Source organism: Pseudomonas sp. LFM046 (assembly GCF_000949385.2).
In the GTDB taxonomy this organism is placed as follows: domain Bacteria; phylum Pseudomonadota; class Gammaproteobacteria; order Pseudomonadales; family Pseudomonadaceae; genus Metapseudomonas.
The window spans coordinates 4,131,696-4,149,649 of the sequence record NZ_JYKO02000001.1; the positions used below are offsets into that span (position 1 = coordinate 4,131,696).

General features: G+C 64.2%; 19 protein-coding genes. 6 read left to right on the forward strand and 13 right to left on the reverse strand.

Annotated features, from left to right (window positions below):
• Positions 1-539: 539 nt before the first annotated feature.
• Positions 540-1,616 carry a sigma-54 dependent transcriptional regulator gene (locus TQ98_RS18975; RefSeq protein ID WP_044870446.1) on the reverse strand — a complete coding sequence of 359 codons (1,077 nt, stop codon included), beginning with the start codon at positions 1,614-1,616 and terminating at the stop codon, positions 540-542.
• A 274-nt stretch (positions 1,617-1,890) separates the two neighbouring features.
• On the opposite strand from TQ98_RS18975, the gene msuE reads away from it, so the two are divergent.
• On the forward strand, positions 1,891-2,454 hold the full coding sequence (msuE, locus tag TQ98_RS18980) for an FMN reductase (protein WP_044870447.1): 564 nt from the start codon (positions 1,891-1,893) through the stop codon (positions 2,452-2,454).
• Positions 2,455-2,486: 32 nt separating this feature from the next.
• Here the strand turns inward: msuE and TQ98_RS18985 are convergent, their stop codons facing one another.
• A complete protein-coding gene (locus TQ98_RS18985; RefSeq protein ID WP_146036031.1) occupies positions 2,487-2,915 on the reverse strand; it encodes a hypothetical protein in 429 nt (142 codons plus the stop codon).
• Between the two features lie 10 nt (positions 2,916-2,925).
• Positions 2,926-4,002 carry a hypothetical protein gene (locus tag TQ98_RS18990; RefSeq protein WP_044870449.1) on the reverse strand — a complete coding sequence of 359 codons (1,077 nt, stop codon included), beginning with the start codon at positions 4,000-4,002 and terminating at the stop codon, positions 2,926-2,928.
• 330 nt (positions 4,003-4,332) lie between these two features.
• On the opposite strand from TQ98_RS18990, the gene TQ98_RS18995 reads away from it, so the two are divergent.
• A complete protein-coding gene (locus TQ98_RS18995) occupies positions 4,333-4,512 on the forward strand; it encodes a hypothetical protein (protein ID WP_044870450.1) in 180 nt (59 codons plus the stop codon).
• 66 nt (positions 4,513-4,578) lie between these two features.
• Here the strand turns inward: TQ98_RS18995 and TQ98_RS19000 are convergent, their stop codons facing one another.
• Together TQ98_RS19000 and TQ98_RS19005 are read right to left on the reverse strand one after the other, a co-directional pair.
• Positions 4,579-5,052 (reverse strand): hypothetical protein, encoded by a 474-nt coding sequence (locus tag TQ98_RS19000; RefSeq protein WP_044870451.1) that lies wholly within the window; start codon positions 5,050-5,052, stop codon positions 4,579-4,581.
• A complete protein-coding gene (locus TQ98_RS19005) occupies positions 5,049-5,894 on the reverse strand; it encodes a winged helix-turn-helix domain-containing protein (RefSeq protein WP_082073134.1) in 846 nt (281 codons plus the stop codon). The genes TQ98_RS19000 and TQ98_RS19005 overlap by 4 nt, the downstream gene beginning before the upstream one ends.
• 408 nt (positions 5,895-6,302) lie before the next feature.
• On the opposite strand from TQ98_RS19005, the gene TQ98_RS19010 reads away from it, so the two are divergent.
• Complete coding sequence (locus tag TQ98_RS19010; RefSeq protein ID WP_242443163.1) at positions 6,303-6,929, forward strand: DUF3313 domain-containing protein; 627 nt, start codon at positions 6,303-6,305, stop codon at positions 6,927-6,929.
• A gap of 46 nt (positions 6,930-6,975) precedes the next feature.
• Positions 6,976-7,476 (forward strand): outer membrane beta-barrel protein, encoded by a 501-nt coding sequence (locus TQ98_RS19015; RefSeq protein WP_044870454.1) that lies wholly within the window; start codon positions 6,976-6,978, stop codon positions 7,474-7,476.
• Between the two features lie 55 nt (positions 7,477-7,531).
• Here TQ98_RS19015 and TQ98_RS19020 read toward each other — a convergent pair whose 3' ends face one another.
• The 6 genes from TQ98_RS19020 to TQ98_RS19045 all read right to left on the reverse strand — a co-directional run bounded on the left by TQ98_RS19020 (position 7,532) and on the right by TQ98_RS19045 (position 13,002).
• A complete protein-coding gene (locus TQ98_RS19020; protein WP_044870455.1) occupies positions 7,532-9,031 on the reverse strand; it encodes a transglycosylase SLT domain-containing protein in 1,500 nt (499 codons plus the stop codon).
• Positions 9,032-9,273: 242 nt separating this feature from the next.
• Complete coding sequence (ppk2, locus tag TQ98_RS19025) at positions 9,274-10,092, reverse strand: polyphosphate kinase 2 (protein WP_044870456.1); 819 nt, start codon at positions 10,090-10,092, stop codon at positions 9,274-9,276.
• Between the two features lie 181 nt (positions 10,093-10,273).
• On the reverse strand, positions 10,274-11,233 hold the full coding sequence (locus tag TQ98_RS19030; RefSeq protein WP_044870457.1) for a biotin/lipoyl-binding protein: 960 nt from the start codon (positions 11,231-11,233) through the stop codon (positions 10,274-10,276).
• Position 11,234: 1 nt separating this feature from the next.
• On the reverse strand, positions 11,235-11,588 hold the full coding sequence (locus TQ98_RS19035; RefSeq protein WP_044870458.1) for a DUF3302 domain-containing protein: 354 nt from the start codon (positions 11,586-11,588) through the stop codon (positions 11,235-11,237).
• Positions 11,589-11,759: 171 nt separating this feature from the next.
• Positions 11,760-12,413: a DUF3313 domain-containing protein gene (locus TQ98_RS19040; protein WP_242443164.1), complete on the reverse strand. Its 654-nt coding sequence runs from the start codon at positions 12,411-12,413 to the stop codon at positions 11,760-11,762.
• Between the two features lie 196 nt (positions 12,414-12,609).
• Positions 12,610-13,002, reverse strand: coding sequence for a hypothetical protein (locus TQ98_RS19045; RefSeq protein ID WP_044870460.1), 393 nt, complete (start codon positions 13,000-13,002; stop codon positions 12,610-12,612).
• 280 nt (positions 13,003-13,282) lie between these two features.
• Here TQ98_RS19045 and TQ98_RS19050 point away from each other — a divergent pair, with 280 nt between their 5' ends.
• The gene (locus TQ98_RS19050; RefSeq protein ID WP_044870461.1) at positions 13,283-13,942 is read left to right on the forward strand and encodes a gamma-glutamylcyclotransferase; all 660 of its coding nucleotides are present in this window, start codon (positions 13,283-13,285) and stop codon (positions 13,940-13,942) included.
• 152 nt (positions 13,943-14,094) lie between these two features.
• Positions 14,095-14,367, forward strand: a complete 273-nt coding sequence (locus tag TQ98_RS19055) for a hypothetical protein (RefSeq protein ID WP_044870462.1) — start codon at positions 14,095-14,097, stop codon at positions 14,365-14,367.
• Between the two features lie 198 nt (positions 14,368-14,565).
• Here the strand turns inward: TQ98_RS19055 and nirD are convergent, their stop codons facing one another.
• Both nirD and nirB read right to left on the reverse strand, forming a co-directional pair.
• Positions 14,566-14,934, reverse strand: coding sequence for a nitrite reductase small subunit NirD (nirD, locus tag TQ98_RS19060; RefSeq protein ID WP_044870463.1), 369 nt, complete (start codon positions 14,932-14,934; stop codon positions 14,566-14,568).
• The gene (nirB, locus tag TQ98_RS19065; RefSeq protein ID WP_044870464.1) at positions 14,934-17,486 is read right to left on the reverse strand and encodes a nitrite reductase large subunit NirB; all 2,553 of its coding nucleotides are present in this window, start codon (positions 17,484-17,486) and stop codon (positions 14,934-14,936) included. The genes nirD and nirB overlap by 1 nt, the downstream gene beginning before the upstream one ends.
• Between the last annotated feature and the right edge of the window lie 468 nt (positions 17,487-17,954).

Consider the following 17,954-nt stretch of genomic DNA (forward strand, 5'->3'; position numbering starts at 1 on the left):
CCCGGCGGACCGTGAATTTCGGTGAGGTAAGAGGCAATGGGGGGCATCGCCCCTGACGGCGGGATCAGCGAAACAGTGCTCATGACGAACTCCCTAGCGTGTGTTGTTCCCCGGCTAAGGCTGCAGCGCCCTCACGATGCAGCTGCCCGCAAAGCGAAACAATCTCTTACACACCTGACTAAAGATTCGCCAAAAAACACTGTCAAGCGACCGTCGGATAGGCCTTAACATCGAAAAATAGGCACGTAACTTGTTGTTTTATATCGTCTTTAATCGGAAATATTATCTTACAAAGATGATAATCCCTGGCAATTAGCCCCGGTCAAACGCCCCCCACCACTCATCGAACCAGCCCGGAACGCCCGAGATAGAGCCATCCGAGCAGTGTCTTTCCGTTAATCCGCTGTTTGCCACCGCCCGGAAGAGCCGGCCCTGATGGGCACAGTGTGCGGTCACGAGCGCCAGAAAACCGTGCTTTTTGCCTGATCGAAGGTGGGGATAAAGGAGATGGCCCGGACTGAACGCCGGGCCGACAGGACTCAGGCCAGACGGGCGCCCGGCGCCTGGGCAACCACACCCAGTTCGCCGATTTTTTCCAGCCGTGCGCGAACCACATTGCGGCTGACGCCCAGCAAGCGCGCCGTCTGCAACTGGTTGCCGTGACAGAAACGGTACGCGCTGCGGAACAGCCGCTCCTCGATCCGCTCGTAGAGATCCGGCTGGTTCGACTCGAACAGCGCCTGCAACGCCGCCTCCAGTTCGGCGGGCACGGTCGATGCCTGGAATGCAAGATCATGGCGCGCTGAAGCCGGACGCATGTCTACCAGGTGGAGGTCGCCTGGCTGGACCACGCGGTTGCGGCAAACCAGCAGCGCATGGTGGATGGCGTTCTCCAGCTCGCGGATGTTGCCCGGCCAGCCATGGGCCAGCAGCTTGCGTTCGGCGTCTGCGCTCAGGGTCGCCGGGGTGTAGCCCAGGCGCCGGCAGTGCTCGCCAACGAAGAACGCCGCCAGGGGCAGGATGTCGCCCTTGCGCTCGCGCAGCGGCGGCAGCGGGATACTCGCCACATGCAACCGATAGAACAGGTCCTCGCGGAAGTGCCCGGCCATCACGGCTTCCGCGAGGTTCACGTTGGTCGCCGCCACCAGGCGCACGTCGATGGGCACGGGCGTGCGTGAACCCAGGCGCACCACTTCCCGCTCCTGCAACACCCGCAGCAGCTTCACCTGCATGTTGAGCGGCAGGTCGCCGATCTCGTCGAGGAACAAGGTGCCGCCGTTGGCCACCTCGAACCAGCCGGCCTTGCTGCTGACGGCGCCGGTGAACGCCCCCTTCTCGTGGCCGAACAGTTCGCTTTCCACCAGGGTTTCCGGGAAAGCACCGCAGTTCACCGCAACGAACGGGCCGCCGGCGCGACGGCTGAGGTTGTGGATATGCCGGGCCACCAGCTCCTTGCCGGTGCCGGTCTCACCGACGATCAACGCATTGGCCTCGCTGGGCGCCAGGCGTTCGATGCGGTTGAGCAGTTCCTGAGAAGCCGGGTCCTTGAACACCAGCACGGAGGCCCGCACGGACTTGGTCAGTTCGCGGGCATTGGGGAGGGTAAGCAGAGACATGGTGCGTTCCTGGCATCCGATAGCGCAGAAAGATGATGCCCGAAACCCACATAGATTAAAAAATTATTGATTGATATTTATATATATCTTTATGGAATAACAATGCTGCCCTTCGCTGCTGATCCAGCAACACCCCGCCAACAGACCTGCTGCCCATCCATCAGAAGAAACCGGGCGACCAACTGCCAACCCCAGGGTTCATGGGTATCCGACGCCTTGGTACGTCCCTTGCTCTCCCCTGCCGCACCCAGAGCAACATCGCAAGGAACCTCCCATGAGCAGACCGATCAACGTGGTCGCCGTTTCCGGCGGCGTCTTCCGTCCTTCTCGCACGCTGGTGCTGACCCAGGCCATCCTCGCCGAGCTCGGCAGACACCTGCCCATCCACAGCCACCTCATCGAGCTGGGCGATATCGCCCGCCCGGTGGGCGGCGCCCTGTCGCGCCAGGAGCTGCCGGAAACCGTCGAGCACGAGCTGCGCGCCATCGAGAAGGCCGACCTGCTGGTGGTGGCGGCGCCGGTCTATCGCGGCTCCTACCCCGGCCAGTTCAAGCACCTGTTCGACCTGATCGACCTCAACGCCCTAGTGGACACGCCGGTGCTGCTGGCCGCCACCGGTGGCAGCGATCGCCACGCGCTGGTCCTGGATCACCAGTTGCGTCCGCTGTTCAGCTTCTTCCAGGCACTGACCCTGCCCATCGGCGTCTACGCCTCGGAGGCCGATTTCCAGAACTACCAGATCACCAGCGAGACGCTGAAGGCCCGCATCGCCCTGGCCGCCGAACGCGCGGCACCGCTATTCGGAGGTGCCCCCGCCGACCTGCGGAAAATCGCCTGAATCCTCTGGCCCGAAAGCACAGGGCGCGCCACTCAGATAGGCCTGGAGGCTCCGGCGGGGACCAGGTCGGGGGTGCCGCATGCCCCCTGATCTTCCGGAGAACTGTCCTCGGCGGACAGCTCCCCGCCTTCGGCATCGAAGCCGACGACGTCGGCAACCTGGTAGCAGTCGATGCCATTCTCCAGGGGGAAGGAGAACAGCTTCACCAGCTCCGACAGTGCGACCTGCCGTACCTCCTCGCCGACGAAGATGCCGTCGCGAAAGGCCTCCAGATGCAACTCGACGGACACCGCGGCGCCTCCTGCATCGCGGCTCAACACACCGACGAAGCGCTCCTCATCCTCGATCGGCTGCACCCAGTGGCCGCGCAGGTGGACCTCCGCGGCGCGCACCGGGCCGGAAGTGGCCAGGGCGCAGAACGCCAGCGCGGCCAGCTGCACGGCGATTGCCCGTTGTTTCACCAAGCTGCGCTCAACGGCTGGACAGCTGGCCGCGGTTGCCGGGCGCTGGCAGGTCAAGCCACTCCTGCCAGCGCGGCAGGTCGGCGCGGGTCTGCTCGAACACCGCGTTGGCTTCCATGTTTTCCAGGGACGCCACGCATTCTTCGAGCGGCGTTTCCTGCCGCAGGCAGGGGTTGTCCGCCGGCAGCTTGGTGCCCGCCAGGTAGGAAACCAGGAAGTAGGACGCCGCATTGTCGGTGGGGAAAATGTGCTTGCCGCCGGTACTCAGCCAGCCACGCAGGGCTTCGGTGAGGTTGTCCGCATAGGCCTTGGCCTCGGGGCTGAAGTTCACTTCCGTGCAGTCCTTCAGGTAGACGTTGCTCGCGGTGTCGTCGCTGACCTTGCCGAACACGGTGCAGTAAAGGTTCACGTACTTCCCTTCCATGACCGGCGACGAGAACTTCTCGGGATCGCGATGGAGCTGCGCCTGGACGTTGAACAATTCGTTGACGCCGGGAAGCTCGAGGACCACGTCATCGGAGAAGTTCATGCGGACCCCCAGGATCTCGCCCGTGACGATGATCTTGCGGCCCTTGTAGAACTGATCGATGGACTCCTCGTCGCCTTCGTACAGCCGCGCCAGTTTCGAACTGGGCACACGCTCGATCGGGTTGACCATCGACAGGATGTTCAGCGCCGACTTTCCGCCGGCCAGGGCGATCAGGTAGTCCTGCTCCATGAGGTGCCGGAAGAAGTTCAGCGCGCCCGCGTCCACTTCCGGATGATCCCCGGCGTCCGCCTTCACGGTGGAGTCCCCGTTGGACATCATTCTCCAGCCTTCCGCCGGCCGATCCAGGTCCCGCGCGGTCGTCGTGATGTGGATGCCAAGGAGGAAGAGCGGGACCGCCAGAACGGCGACGGCGATGCCGCTGCCCTTCTTCCCGGCGAGGCTTTCAATCGCCCGCCAACTGGCGGGGCATAGCCAGATGGCGCCGGACAGCATCAGCAGCCCGCCGATGAGCGAATGGCGCATGAGCGCGACGGACACGGCGATCAGGATCGCGCAGACGATCCAGCAGGCAAGCCTGATGACAGGTACACATTTCATGAGTCGTCCCTTTTCGCGACAAGACGGGTCCCGGCTACTCCCGACAGGCTTTGCCTGCTCCGGGTCGTCGAGCTGGGGTCTGGAGGATTCTTCGCAGGGAGGCGGTGGAAATGAAAATTACCAATCTTCATTTTCTGTCAACGCCGCCCCTCCCCTGCGCGCCAGGGCCCTGGAGGGAAACAGGACGGCTTGCCCGGAAAGGATCGACCGCGCCCGGCAGTCCGTGGGCTGAGCGCCACGGCGCCGGAAGCAATGACCATTTTTGATTCGCATCTTCCAGGCAGCGAATTCGACAATCGACAGCGAGACAACTTCACCAGGGAGTTCGCAATGCTGATCCTGTGTCGCAACGTCGGGGAAAGCGTGGTGGTCCAGCGCACGCCGGACACCATCACCCGCATCAAGGTCATTCGCGTGGAAAGGCCCACGGTCGTCCTCAGCGTCGAAACCCGGACGCTGGACGGAAGGCTTACGGAAAGTCGTGAACTGCGCCTTCTGGAGTCCGCCTGAAGGGCAGGAAAAAAGAGATCGGGGAGCCGCAACGCGAGCCCCCCACGGAACCCTGACCCGGCCGGGTCAGCGGTTCAGGCAGCGGACGTTGTCGATCTCGCGGGCGTAGTAGCAGATCACCTTGCTATCCGGCACCGGCAGGAACTCCAGGCGCAGCGTCGCACCGGTGGCCAGGCCATACTGCCGGCCGAAGAACACATCCGGGATTTCGCTCAGCCGCTCCAGGGGACTGCTGCGGCTGGTCTTGGCCTTCTGCAAGCGCACGTCGAGGCTGCGGGCACCGAAGTCGACGACATCCGCCGAGAGGGACGCGTAGTTGACCTCCGAGCCAACCCGCTCCATGGCGGCCAGGCTCAGCACATCGCCGATGATGAGGCGCTCTTCCGAACGAATCGGGGTGCCGTCGTTGAGCAGGATGGTGTTAGCCCCGTGGTAGGACACACCCCGGGTGTAGGCCGGGCGCTCGAACACCAGGCCGGCCACCGCCAGCAGGGCGAGGCCGCCGAGGATGAATCCGTGCTTGACCCTGCCAAGTTTCATCGCCACCCCCTCATGCAGCGCCTGACCATCTCCAGCTCCAGGTTGGCCATCGTGTTGTCCTCGCGAAAGATCAGGTTTTCGGTAACGCCGCCCGCGCGGACGCAACTCAGGTCGTAGAGCCGGTTCGACTTGTTGATCCAGATATCCCCCTCGAGCCCCTCTTCGCCGGTCTCCATGGCCAGCCTGAAGGCTTCACGGGCCGTCGCGTTCTCCTCTTCACTCTCGCCAATGAAGTGGTAGGTCAGCGGTCCGACCTTGACGTCCTCGATCACCAGATCAGGCGTCGCGCCGCCGAGGACGCCAGTACGGTACAGAGCCACCAGCACCAGCAGGCAGAACATCAGGGCATAGGCAGGGACCAGCAGCCTGCGGGAGCCGAACAGGCCAATCAGTTGGCGGGGCATCTCCCCTGCCGCAAGCTCGGCGTCAGGCTCGATGACCTCCCGGGGGCTGTCGTCGGGCAATTCCGGGCTGGCCGCGCCGGCCTCGTTCGCGGAGTCGTCCGCGAGGTACTGCGCATTGAACCGATAGCCTCGCCGGGGGACGGTTTGCAGCAGGTCATGATCGGTGCCGTCATCGATCAGGTTGCGCAGGGTGAATATCGCCTGGTTCAAACTTCCCGCCGCCACGACGCGGTTGTCCCAGGCATATTCCATTATTTCGTTGCGACTTCTGGTTTCCCCCGGATTATCCAGCAGAAGTTGCAGTAATCGGGATTCCGAATAGGACAGCGTAACGCTGCGGGGCTCGCCTGAACCTGAGCTTAAGAGCAGCTGATTGGTCGCGGCATCGAACATCACGCTATCGCCACACTTCAGGAAGAAATTGAATTTGCTTTTCATGATCGCTTATTGATCGTTATGACTTGATCACCCGGAAAAGTGGAGGCGAATTCTCTCGCACAACGGCACCGGACTGTTTGCCTCACATCAAAAATAACGATTTTTGATTCTCCTTTTTCGCCCACCTGCTTCAGAGTGCAAACGCGCCGAACGTGGCGCGGCACAACGGATTACAAGGCCACCTCCCACCGGGAGAACCGCCCGACGACGTACCGCGCCGCCCACCGACAAGGCCTGCCGAAACGATACGAGACCGTCCGGGCAAGTTGCCCCTGAACATCGGCATTTCCCTTGCGAAAACTCCCCTGAGTCACAGTCGAGTAATTCGATCCGACTTCAACAGGAATACCCATGCATTTCAAAACGCTTTCAACTCTCTCACTTTCGATGGCATTGCTTGGTTGTTCGATGGCTCCGAAAATCGATCAGACCAGCGTTGAACAACAGCAAGCCAACAGCAAACTTCAGTTGATCGAAAACGACGGGGAAACCGTAGTCTGGAAGCGGTATCCCGAACCGCTGTCCAAGCGCTATGGCAAGAAGATATTCATCAACTTGCCGAAGCCGGTTCCCGTCGCGGACAAGAACTCGCTCCATGGCGAATCCGAGGAGGACTTCAACCGGCTGCTCGTCCACTTCAGCGGCAAGCTGAGGCTGGAACTCGTCTCCGCCGGCTACCGCGTGGTGAACAAACCCGAACCCGGCGCGCTCTCGCTCAAGGTCGCGATCACCGACATCAAGCGCACGCCTCGTGATCCCAGCGTCACGGAATACATCCCCATCGGCATGCTGATCGGGGCCTCCCTGCACGTTGCCGGTGTACGCGACGAAACCCTCTACGTGATGTTCGAGACCGAAATCGCCGACAGCCAGAGCGGCGAGCTCCTCGGCCGGTCCCTGACCCGGGTTCGTGGCAAGAACATCGAGCAATCCGAACGAAACACCCTCGACGCCATGTACCCCGCGCTGGACGCCAAGGCCCAGCAGATCCGCGAACGCCTGGACAAGGAGTTCCCGGGCAAGAAACCCGCCTGATTCCACAGACTCCCCCTCACCTCCAACAGACCTTGCAGGAAGAAACATGAAAATCGGCAACAAGCTGGCAGCTGCACTACTGGCCTTCACCTCCCTGGGCGCAATCGCGGATGACAAGGGCCTCTACCTCGGCGGCGGCGTGACCCGCGTGGAGATCGACGAAAGCACCCTGGGCGACGACGACAACAGCTACAAGGCCTACGTCGGCTACCGCCTGAACCCCTACCTGGCCTTCGAGGGTGCCTGGGTCGACCTGGGCAGCTTCAGCGGCTCCGGCGGCGACTTCGATGGCCACTCCGTTCAGGCCGCCGCCCATTTCGGCATTCCGGTGGGCGACCGTCTGCGCCTGTTCGGCAGCGCCGGCGTCCACGCCTGGGAAGCCGACGATGACGCCGCCGGAGACAGCAGCGACCTGGACCTGACCTATGGCGTCGGCGTCGAGCTGGACGTGCTGCGCAACGTTGGTGTGCGCGTGGAGCAGGAAGTGCTCAAGGTCGGCGACATCGAGCTGGACCAGACCACCGCCAGCGCCTACCTGCTGTTCTGATGTCCCCTGCGGCTCCTGTCCCGACAGCGAGCCGCCTCTCCCCGCCAAGGGCATCTCAGCGATGCCCCTGGCCGTCAGCCAGGCTGAGCGGCCGCTCTTCTTCCAGGTCCTGGGCGAACCGGTACGCCACGTAGTACTTGTAGACGTTGTTGACGTAGTTCAGCGTCTCTCGCCCCAGCACCCTCCCCGCCACCTTCTCCACGTTGCCGAACCAGCGATCGGGATCGAGTCCGCTCTCCCGGGTCATGCGCCGGACCTTCTGCAGGTTGCCCGGCCCGGCGTTGTACGCCGCCAGGAGCATGAACATCCGGTTCTCCGGCGTCAGCGACGGATCGTCCAGGTAGGTATCCGCCAGGAAGCGCAGGTACTTGCTGGCCGCTTCGACATTCTTCTCCGCACTGGCAACCACGCCCGATACCCGCACATTGGGGTCCGCCGCGGTGCTTGGCAGCACCTGCATCACCCCCACCGCGCCGCGGCGGCTGCGGGCACGCTGGTTGAACTGGGATTCGTGGAAGGCCTGCGCCATCAGCATCAGCGGGTCCAGGTCATAACGCTCGGCGGACGCGATGAAGGCCCGGTTGAGGCGGCGGAAGCTGCGCAGCTCGTCCGCCGAGGCGGAGGTTCCCAGGTAGCGCCCGGCCTCGATTTCTCCTGAATCGAGCCGGGTCCCGCGTCGGTGCCCGGCAAAGAACGCCGCCAGCACCCGCTGCAACTCGGGGTTGCCCCGGCGCACCACCCAGGCGTACTGACCGCCCCAGTCCAGCTCGACCTCGTCCTGGATCTCGATCCGTCCCAGGGCCGGTTTCCACGCCTGAGCCACTCGGCGGTCCACCACGGCCGCCGGCACGGTTCCGGCATTGACCAGCTCCAGCAGGTCCTCCGGTTCGATCCCCTCCGCCAGCGGCACCAGGTGGATCGGTTGCAGGCCGCGCTCGCTGAACTGGCTGCTCAGCTCCACCAGCTCCCAGAAATCGCTGTTCATGGCGGGCACCGCGATTTCCTTTCCCGCCAGTTGGTCGAGGCTACCGACCGGCTTGCCGCCCGGTCCGTTCACCAGCACCGGGTCGGCCCTGAAGGAGCCGGGCGCGGCAACGACCTGCTCGCCGAATCGTGGCCGGTCGCCTTCCACCAGGCCGCCTGCGGCGATATCGCCGACACCCCGGACCAGGCTGGGAATCAGTTGGTCGCGGGCGACTGGAATGAACATCACGTGCCAGCCGAGGCTGCCGCCCTTGCGCGGGTAGCGCTTGTTCAGCCAGCGCTCGAAGGCGATGCCGACCTCATGGGTGACACCTTTCTGCCGGCCGTGGTCGATGTGGAAGAACGTCCGGCTGTAGGGCACCAGGACGCGAATGGTTCGGCGCTCCTGGAGAAGGTCGAAATCATCGGTCCGGTTGGGCGGCGCGTCGGGCGCCAGCACGACCGGCCCCGCTGAATGCGCGGCACTGGCCAGGGCCGTTGGCTGCGCCGCAATGGCCATGGCCAGAGCCGTCGGCAGGACGAGCCTTCCCGCCAGCCTGCGCAGCGTTTCGCGCCTTGGGTGATATCCCATCGGGTTTCCTGCTTTGGGTTCACGGCTCGTGCGGGTCCAGCGCCCCGAACCGGGCGAAACAGCTCGTGGGCGGCGAACGCCTGCCTTGAGCGATTCAATGAAGCGGGAGTCGTCCTTTTTCCCACGAAACTTGGGCACACACCGGAACATGAATGACAGGCTCCGGTACCTGTTCTGGCCGCCCCTCCGGTGTATCGGGACGGCAAGGCACGCAAGGTCAGGTCCGGCGCCCGGGCGGAGCCTTAGTACTTCTCGGCGATGTAGCGGAAGTCATACTCCGGGGACTTGTACTTGCCGAGCTTGCCGCGCTTGGGCAGCTTCACCGGCTTCTCATCCCGGATTTCCTGATAGGGAACCTGGTCCAGGATGTGCTGGATCACGTTGAGGCGTACCCGGCGCTTATCCTCGGATCGGGCGACATACCAGGGCGCCCACTCGGAGTCGGTGGCCGCGAACATCTCGTCACGGGCCCGGGTGTAATCGTCCCAGCGGCTGAAGGACTTGATGTCCATCGGCGAGAGCTTCCAGGTCTTGCGGCCATCATGGATGCGGTCCTCAAGACGGCGCTCCTGCTCCTCCGGGCCGACCTCCAGCCAGTACTTCAGCAGGATGATCCCCGACTCCACCATCGCCCGCTCGAACAGGGGCGTGACGGCGAGGAACTTCTGCACCTCGGCCTCGCTGCAGAACCCCATCACCCGCTCGACGCCGGCGCGGTTGTACCAGCTCCGGTCGAAGATCACGACCTCACCGCCCGCCGGGAAATGCGTGATGTAGCGCTGCACGTACATCTGCGATTTTTCCCGCTCGGTCGGCGTGGGCAGCGCGACGGTGCGGAAGATGCGCGAGCTGGTGCGCTCCGTCAGGGCCTTGATCACGCCGCCCTTGCCGGCCCCATCCCTTCCTTCGAAGACGATGCAGACCTTCATGCCCTGCTGCACCACCCAGCGCTGCATCTTCACCAGTTCGACGTGCAGCCTTTTCAGCTCCGCCTCGTACGCCTTGCGAGGCATCCTGAGCGCCTCGGTCTCACCCTTGGACTTGTCGGATTTTCCGGCCATATATCCCTCTCTCTTCTAGACATCCGGATTTCGCACAGCGGAATCCACCTGGTTGTCCAGACGCGCTGGGGTACTCCCTGTGACCGCCCCACGTCCGGCCTGGCGGGAACGCGTCCCGCCAATCCTCGACGCCGGTGGACGGCGAAGCCCAAGGGCTCCGGCCACCGGCAAGTGCTCGTCCTCAGTGGAAGGGGAAGATGTAGTTCATCCAGGCCGCCATGCGCAGAAGGATCTTGCGCATGATCGCCACATGGTGGAAATGCTCGCTGTAGAGCGCCGCCTGACCGTAGGCACCGCCAGGCATCAGGGCCGCGTAATTGGCGAAATCGGGATCGGTGATCTCGATGATCACCGGCACCCGGCCGGGAGGCGGCGAGCCGCTGAAGCTGGTCAGGTTGCCGGACGGCTGCACCTGGCCTTCTCCGATCACGCCGAGCACCTGCTTGACGTGGCCCTTGAACACCTGGCCGGGAATGCCGTCGAAGGCCACTTCCGCCTCGTCGCCGGGGGTCAGACGCAGCTGGCTGTTCTGGCGCATCCAGGCGGCGAAGTAATGCCCTTCATCCGGGATGAAGACCATGGAAGGGCGCAGCGGCATGCGGGTCGCCATCATCCCCGGGCGCAGGGACACATGGGTGACGAAGCCCTTGCTCGGGGCGCGCACCACAGTGTTGTCCAGCTCGAACTGGGCGATGTTCAACTGCGCCTGCAGGTCCTCCACCCGCGCAGTGGTGAGGTCCACATCGCGGCGGTTGCCGACATTGCGAGCGGCCAGTTCGCGGGCACGGGACTGGTCGGCGCGAGCCGAAACCAACTGGGCCTTGATCGACTTCACCCGGTTCTCGAAGGGCGTCGGGTCGATACGGAACAGCACATCGCCTTTTTCCAGCGGCTCGTTGCCCTTGACCGGCACGTCGATCACCTGGCCGGTCACCGCCGGGATCACCGGCGTCGACACGAAGTAGCTACGCGCCACCTCGGAGTACGGGTGGTTGTAGTTCATCAGGAAGACCAGCGTACCGATCAGGACCACGCCGCCCAGTGCCGCCGTGGGCACGCTCCACTTGTTCAGCGGAATCTTGAAGATCTTGAAGATGGCGACGCAGATGGCGGTGTAGGTGAGGATGAGCAACAGATCCATGTCAGGCCTCCTCTACCTTGGCCGAAGTGCGGGAAGCACCCTGCCCTTCCAGCTGTTCGAGGCGCTGACGCATGTCGGCCAGTTGCTGTTGCAGGTCCCCCTTGGGAACGTTGAAGCCCCAGCCCCGGTCCTCGCGGTACAACATCGCCCAGATCCACAGGAACGGCCACAGCGCGTGGAGGGTGAACAGGCTCACCCAGCCAGCGGCGTGGATGGCGTCCTGATGGGGATGGTTGCGGTGCTTGGCGATCTCGTAGGGAATGTCGTGCAACAGGATGATCCCGTAGAACAGCACGATCACGACAAAGAACAGCACGCCCAGGGCGAAGTAATCCAGAACGCCATCACTAACCATTTCATCACCTGATTGGCGGGGCCGGCCCGTCGCCGGAGTGTTCCCGCCTGCATGGGGGTTTCACGTCCGGGCCAGCGGGCCCGGTACGACTGGCGAGCACACGAACACGCACCGGCTACCCGCGTGGCGGGTGCCGGTTACGGCGTGTGGCTCGTTCGGAAAGGTGGCCCGTCAGGGCCGGAAATCACGCGCGTCCTTGGCCCACTCATCGAGCACGGGCTTGACGTCATCCAGGATCAACGGGGTCTTGCGGTTCTCCAGGCTCAGTCCCTGGCCCTTGCGCACCGTGCGGGCCACCGGCTCGCCGGTGGTGCCGTCCAGCGCTTCCACTTCCGCGTAGATCGCCACTTCCTGGTCACGGGTTCCTGCGGCGGTGGTCGCTGCGGCCGCCAGCAGGGCGATCGGGATGACCTCGTAGACTTTCAGGTCCTCATTCGACACGGCAACCGCGGAAATGGAGGGGCGCAGGATGAGGGTGTCCGCTTCCGGCTCGCCCACCAGCCGCATCTTGCCAACCATCTCGCGCTGCAAGGCCAGGCGCATGTAGGTGGCGATCTTGTCCATGGTTTCCTGGCTCAGTTGGTCGCTGGGGGCCTGGGCGGGGTAGAAGACGGGCTTCTCCACCATCAGCGAGCCATAGCGCTGGGGATCGAAGCCCGGCGCCGTCCAGCGCATGACCGGCTTGCCGCTGGCGGACATGGTTTCCTCAAGCTTCGAATAATCGCCGAGGAACCCCGAATACTGCTCGGGCTTGGTGATCGTGCTGGAACAGCCACTGCCGAAAAGGACCAGGCCAGCCAACGCAAATCCGAAAAGCGGTTTCACCACAGGTATCTCCATGACAATCGGGGCGAACCGCGCAGGTCCTCCACCCCTTGTGACAGGCCGCAAAGCCTAGGGGTGCGCAACTATCACCACTTCGCATTTCATGACAATTTCTTACCACTTCATGACAACGTGACGCACTTCCTTGCAACAAAACATGTCGATCAGATCGGCGAAAACGAAGCTCACTGCCCCCTCAATCTCCCTGCCGGCGCACCTTGCCGGTGCCTACCGGCGAGGCCAAGGCGGAGGCCGTGGCGCCATGGATTCCCCTCCACACCGCCCCGGAGCGAACCTGCCACCGGAAGCTGAACGCGCCAGCACCTGAGGGAATGCCATCGGCGTCCTGGATGGCAAAGGTGCTGGCGGTCAGACGGTACTGCGTCGGCAACGGCCGGTTGGGGATGGATAGAGCGGTGGCGTAACCGGAAACCATCGGCTTGCCAGTGGGCAGGTGGTGACCGGATCCGAGACTGAGCGTGCGGTCAGCAAAACGCCCTCGGGGGTGCTGCCCAACACACGCAGCGTGGGGAAACTGCCTTGCTGCAGAGTCCTTCACGTTGTGCGTGGAGCTTTTCAGGCTGTACATGGCTGCCTCCCACCACCCGGCCCGGTTTTATCCAAGGGCGTGGAAAGAGCATCAACGACTCCAGCAACCGTGCATAGCTGCGAAAGTCGAACCATTTCATCGGACGTTGGGCCAGAACGACGACCCGACCTTGGTCGAGTGCGCCGCCGAATGCAGGGTTTCCCCAACCCGAGGGCACACGGGCGATCTGTCGGCCATATTTCGACGAACGCCTGTTCGCGGCGAGTGGCGCAACTGGTAAAACTGCATCCGTAGCAGCCGAGGAGCCCGATCCATCGCAATGTACGGCCCGGACCCCGTCCTCCAGAACCTGTCCTACCCGCCGCTGCTGGACCAGCCGGTGCAGCTCACGCGGGCGGAACTGCTCGCCTCACTGGAAACCACGATGGCCCGGCACCGGGGCGGCGCCGTCTGGCTGTTCGCCTATGGGTCGCTGATCTGGCGGCCGGAATGCCCCACGGTGGAAACCCGGCGCGCGCGTATCCATGGCTATCACCGCGGCCTTTATCTCTGGTCGCAGATCCACCGTGGCACCCCGGAAACGCCGGGTCTGGTACTTGGGCTGGATCGTGGCGGCTCCTGCGCCGGTTTCGCCTACCGCCTGCCGGAGCAACAGCTGGAAGAGCACCTCTTCGCCCTCTGGCAACGGGAAATGCCCGACGCGGCCTATCAACCGAAATGGCTCAATTGCCAGTTGGAAAGAGGCGCCAAGGTGCAGGCCCTGGGCTTTGTGCTCAAGCGAAACATTTCCTGCTATGCCGGGGCCTTGCCGGACCACGTGCTGCGCCAGGTCTTCGACAGCGCCAGCGGCCGCTATGGCAGCACCCGCGACTACGTGGAGAAGACTGCCCGAACCCTGCGCGCCCATGCCATGCCCGACCGCAAGCTGGAAGAAGCCCTGGTGCGCTGCTGCCGACAAGGCGCGCTGGATTTCAGCTGAGGGCTCTGGGCCGCGCGTTCCAAGGGAATCAGTATTTATCCCCTCTTCATCCCTACCCGCCAACGCGAAAATTCGCACACGGATCCTGCCTTGAACACCTACAGGAGGCCTGGGTAATTTTTCCGCGCCCCTGCCTCCATGAAGTCCACGCCATGACTACTCCACACCGTTTTCCGACCCTGAACGACTTCTCCGACGACGTGTTGGACGTGCGCGCCGACTCCAGCCCGGAAGCCTGCCGCCGCCTGGCCGACTACCGCCTGGTGCAGGTTTCCCGCCTGATCGAGCGCCTGCGCCTGGAACAGGACAGCAGCACCGCCGGCCGCCTGCGGCAGGAGGCCGTGCTCTCCGGCATGGAGGCGCTGCTGATGGATGCCCACCTGATGTATGCAAGGGCCCAAGGGCAACCCGAAGGCAAGGCTTAGCCCCTGGAAGGGCTCGAATCCTCCCCCTGCACAAGATCCCCCCTTTAGCCTGGCCTGGACCGTAGGGTGTGCTGCGCGCACCGACAACAGGACCGTCTTCGGCACCGCGTCACACCGCCGGCGCGCACGGCGCACCCTACCGGATCGGTCTCATCCTGCTAGCCCGGGCATTCGAAAGATTCATCAGCGCATGACCGGTCAACCCACCCCGATTTCCACCACATCCCCCTGCAACCGCACCGGCCAGACCCGCAGCTGCTGCTCCGGATACTCCAGGCAGCTACCGTCTTCCAGGCGGTAGTGCTGCTTGTACAGCGGCGAGGCGATCACCAGAGCGCCGCCCAGGTGGCCGACGATGCCCCGGCCGATGACGTTGGCCCGCGCCAGCGGATCATGGTTCTGCACCGCGAAGAGCTGCTCGCCGGCCTCTCCCGGCAGATAGAAAAGCGCCACCTGGATATTGGCCACCCAGGCCACCACGCCGGAATTGGGCACCAGGTCGGCGCGATTGCAGACGGCTTGCCAACGGCCCCGAACTTCACTGGGTTGCACGCTTGCTTGGTTCATCAGACCACCTCCTCCACCAAGGGAATAAGCTCGGCCTCGTCCGCCCGGAGCGGGCGGATCTGGCCGCGTTCTTCGATGAAACGGATATCCGGGTCGCCGCGACCGTCGTTGACGAAGGTGCGGAAGCGCTTGAGCTTCTCCGGGTCCTGGATGGCGTTGGCCCACTCGCATTCGTAGCGGTCCACCACCAGTTGCATCTGTGCCTCCAGCTCCTCGGCCAGCCCCAGGCTGTCGTCGATGATCACCGCCTTGAGGTAGTCCAGGCCGCCCTCCAGGCTTTCACGCCAGACCGAGGTGCGTTGCAGCTTGTCGGCGGTGCGGATGTAGAACATCAGGAAGCGGTCGATGTAGCGGATCAGGGTTTCGTCATCGAGATCAGTGGCGAACAGCTCGGCGTGGCGCGGGCGCATGCCACCGTTGCCGCAGACGTAGAGGTTCCAGCCCTTCTCGGTGGCGATCACACCCACGTCCTTGCTCTGCGCTTCGGCGCACTCGCGGGTGCAGCCGCTGACCGCGAACTTCAGCTTGTGGGGTGAGCGCAGGCCCTTGTAGCGGTGCTCGATATCCAGGGCCATCTTGACGCTGTCCTGCACGCCGTAGCGGCACCAGGTGCTGCCGACGCAGGACTTCACGGTGCGAGTGGACTTGCCGTAGGCATGGCCCGTCTCGAAGCCGGCGGCGATCAGCTCGCCCCAGATATCCGGCAATTCGTGCAGCTGGGCGCCGAACAGGTCGATGCGCTGGCCACCGGTGATCTTGGTGTAGAGGTTGTACTTCTTCGCCACCTCGCCAATGGCGATCAGGCCTTCCGGGGTGATCTCGCCACCGGGGATGCGCGGCACCACCGAGTAGGTGCCGTTCTTCTGCATGTTGGCCATGAAGGTGTCGTTGGTGTCCTGCAGCGGCACCAGCCACGGGTTCTGGATCGGGCGGTTCCAGCAGGACGCGAGGATGGAGCCGATGGCCGGCTTGCAGATCTCGCAACCGACATGGCCGCGACCGTGCTTGGCGAGCATTTCCTCGTAGGTCTCGATGCCTTCCACACGAACCAGCGCATAGAGCTCCTGGCGGGTGTAGGCGAAGTGTTCGCAGAGGCTCTTGTCCACGGCCACGCCACGGGCCGACAGCTCATGCTCCACCACCTGCTTGAGCAGTGCCGCGCAGCCGCCGCAGCCTGTGGCCGCCTTGGTGCAGGCCTTCACTCCGGCGACATCGGTGCAGCCGGAATCGATGGCGGAGCAGATGGCACCCTTGCTGACGTTGTGGCAGGAGCAGACGGTGGCGGTGGCCGGCAGCGCATCGGCGCCCAGGGCCGGTGCGCCCTCGCCCGCCGGCAGGATCAGGCTGGCCGGGTCGGCCGGCAGCTTGATGCCGTTCTGCACGTACTGCAGCAGGGTGTCGTAGTAGCTGTTGTCGCCCACCAACACGGCGCCGAGGGCCTGCTTGCCGTCGGCGGAGACCACCAGGCGGCGGTAGCTGGCGGTGGCTTCGTCGATGAATCGGTAGCTGCGCGCGCCCGGCAGAGCGCCGTGGGCATCGCCGATGGAGCCCACGTCCACGCCCAGCAGCTTCAGCTTGGTGGACATGTCGGCACCGATGAAGGGATCGGCGTCTTCGCCGCACAGCTGCGTGGCGACGCTGCGGGCCATCTGATAGCCGGGGGCGACCAGGCCGAAGATGCTACCGTTCCAGGCGGCACATTCGCCGATGGCGTAGATGTTGGCGTCCGAGGTCAGGCACTGGCCGTCGATGGCCACGCCACCGCGCGGGCCCAGTTCCAGACCACTCTGACGGGCCAGGGCGTCCTGCGGGCGGATACCCGCGGAGAAGACGATGAGGTCGGTTTCGAGGAAATCCTCTCCGGCGAAATTCATCCGGTAGCGGTACGCCTCACCCGCGCTGATGGACTGGGTGGCCTTCGACAGGTGCACGCCCACGCCCAACTCCTCGATCCGGGCCTTCAGCGCCAGGCCGCCCTGATCGTCGAGCTGAACCGGCATCAGACGCGGGGCGAACTCCACCACGTGGGCATCGAGGCCCAGGGACTTCAGCGCATTGGCGGCTTCCAGGCCCAGCAGGCCGCCACCAACCACCACGCCACGGCGCGCCTGCGCGGCGGCGGCGCGAATGGTGTCGAGATCCGCCAGGGTGCGGTAGACCAGACGCGAGTTGCCCTCGGCACCCTCGATGGGCGGCACGAACGGATAGGAGCCGGTGGCCAGCACCAGCTTGTCGTAGGCCACGCAACCGTTGGCGGTGATCACTTCACGGCGTTCGCGGTCGATTTCCAGCACCGGCACGCCCAGGTGCAGTGTCACGCCGGGGGTCTGGTAGAGGCTGGCTTCGCTCAGGGCCAGGGACTCGGCATCACGACCGCCAAAGTACTCGGACAGGTGCACCCGGTCATAGGCGCGCAGCGGCTCCTCACTGAAGACTTCGATGCGATAGCGGCCCAGCGCACCGCGCTCGATCAGTTGCTCGACGCAATGATGGCCGACCATGCCATTGCCGATGACGACCAGCGTTTGCACATCAGGAGTGGAAGTGTTCATACGTAGCACCCGGCCCAAGCCAATCACGTTTTTCGGGGGCAAAAAAAAGCGCCTGGGACTCAGCCGTCCCAGGCGCCTTTGCCTGTTCATTCGTGGGTGCCGCCGAGCAGCATTGCCTGGCGCACCTGTCAGCCCGGGGAGCGATCGCCATTGATCTGCCGGGCCGCCCTCCGCCGTGTTCGCGGTGGGTCTGGTCCTGCCTATGCAGTGGCTGTGCCAGTTCGGCGAAAAGCCAATTGGACCGCCGCACCGGACGCGTTCCGACGCAGCAGCGGCGCGGTTTGCAGCGATTCGCACAAAAATCGACCTCCTCTTCAGTAGCCTTCCCGCCGACCGCCGGCTCAAGTACCAAAACGGTGCGAAGGCACCTCGCGCGCCCCATCCTGAAGCCGGCTGACCACCCTTGCCCATGACCCGAAAAATGCCCGCAAAGGCCGCCGCGCAATGCCTGCGAGGAAGGCTGGCCAA